This window comes from uncultured Salegentibacter sp. (genome assembly GCF_963972535.1).
Lineage (GTDB): Bacteria > Bacteroidota > Bacteroidia > Flavobacteriales > Flavobacteriaceae > Salegentibacter.
The window spans coordinates 1-1,802 of the sequence record NZ_CAXAVR010000206.1 but is presented as its reverse complement, the minus strand read 5'-3'; the positions used below and the strand labels follow the sequence as shown (position 1 = coordinate 1,802).

2 protein-coding genes are annotated in these 1,802 nt (G+C 39.0%); both read left to right on the top strand.

The window, feature by feature from the left end:
• Window positions 1-124 precede the first annotated feature (124 nt).
• Window positions 125-646, top strand: a complete 522-nt coding sequence (locus AACZ30_RS13850; RefSeq protein ID WP_339650106.1) for a GNAT family N-acetyltransferase — start codon at window positions 125-127, stop codon at window positions 644-646.
• Between the two features lie 79 nt (window positions 647-725).
• Window positions 726-1,802 (top strand): MATE family efflux transporter (locus AACZ30_RS13845; protein ID WP_339650105.1); only part of this gene is annotated, 1,077 nt, incomplete at its 3' end.

The following is a 1,802-nucleotide window of genomic DNA, read 5'->3' as shown; positions in this document are numbered from 1 at the left end:
ATGACCTTTTGGCTGCCAGCCAAACGCTCTAGCCAGCTGAGCTAATCCCCCAATTGGAAGGCAAATGTAATAATTTTCTGTAAATTCCAACAAAGAACTTTTATTTATTATTGTTGATTAAAAAATGATTAGAAAAGCTAACCTAAACGATCTCAGGGAGATCAAGAAACTAACCGAAGCCTGTGCAAAAGCGCTTCAGCAGCAAAATATCTTTCAATGGAATGAACATTATCCTTCCCTGGAAAAGCTTAAAAACGATATTGAGAAGCAAGAATTATATGTTTTTGAGAAAGAGAATAGGATTATCGCCATTATAGTCCTTACTCCCAATATGGATGAAGTTTATCACAATATAAACTGGCTTAGCAAAACCGGCAATAATCTTTATGTTCACAGGCTGGCCACGCACCCCGAATTCTGGGGAAAAGGATACGCCAGGAAAATGATGGATTTTGCTGAAGAATTCGCTAAAAACAAGAATTTTACCTCTATAAGGTTAGATACCTTCAGTAAAAATATTCGCAATCAAAAATTCTACGAAGCCCGTGGATACACCAAACTTGGTGATGTCTATTTTCCGCATAAAAATGAACATCCTTTTCACTGCTACGAAAAACTTTTAGCAACTTCTTTAAACGAAAACTGAGAAGAACCTTTAAGAAATTAGTCTTGCGATGAGGCTTTACAATAAAGCATTTTATATTTGCTGCTGAAAATAACCGCTGTTGGAATCTTCTGTTAGTTTTAAAAATATAAACCGAATTGCCATTCCCGCAATTATCGCCGGGATTGCCGAGCCGTTAATCTCGCTTACAGATATTGCGGTAATTGGAAATGTAGAAAAAAACTCGGTTGAAGCGCTGGCTGCGGCAGGAATTGTAGGTTCATTTCTTTCAGCGATTATTTGGATTGTAGCTCAAACAAAAACCGCTATTTCTGCCATTGTTTCCCAGCATTTGGGCGCAAATCGAATCCACGCGGTAAAAACGCTTATTCCACAGGCTATATATTTCAATTTTGCTTTTAGCCTGGTGATCTATGCCACCACCGCCTTTTTCGCAGAATCAATCTTTAGCGCTTATAATGCCGAAGGTTTGATCTTACAATATTCTGAAGATTATTATCAAATCCGCGCGTTAGGATATCCATTAACTTTGGTGACTTTTGCTATTTTCGGAGTATTTCGCGGACTTCAGAACACACTTTGGGCAATGAAGTGTAGCCTTGCCGGTGCCGCGGTGAATGTAGGATTAGATTTTCTACTGGTTTACGGAATTGACGGGCTTATTCCTGCAATGCATCTTAAAGGCGCTGCTTATGCCAGTCTTGCTGCACAAGGGACAATGCTGGTGATGGCTCTATGGTTTTTCTTTAATAAAACACCTTTTCATTTAAAGCTGAGTCTGAATATAAATCCGCGTTTAAAAGGACTTTTACTTATGGCCGCCAACCTTTTTGTGAGAACGGCAGCCTTAAATTTTGCTATTTACCTGGCCAATGCCTACGCCACAGATTACGGGAAAAACTATATCGCCGCCCAAAGTATTTTAATGAACATCTGGCTTTTCTTTAGCTTTTTTATAGATGGTTATGCCAATGCCGGAAACGCTATTGGCGGGAAATTACTCGGCGCAAGGGATTACAGAAATTTATGGGAACTCAGTAAAAAAATAAGTAAATACGCAGTATTGATCGCCTTTATGTTAATGGCAATCTGCGGACTGTTTTACAACCAAATTGGGTTAGTTTTTAATAAAGATATGGCCGTGCTGGCCATATTCTCATCGGTTTTTTGGATCGTA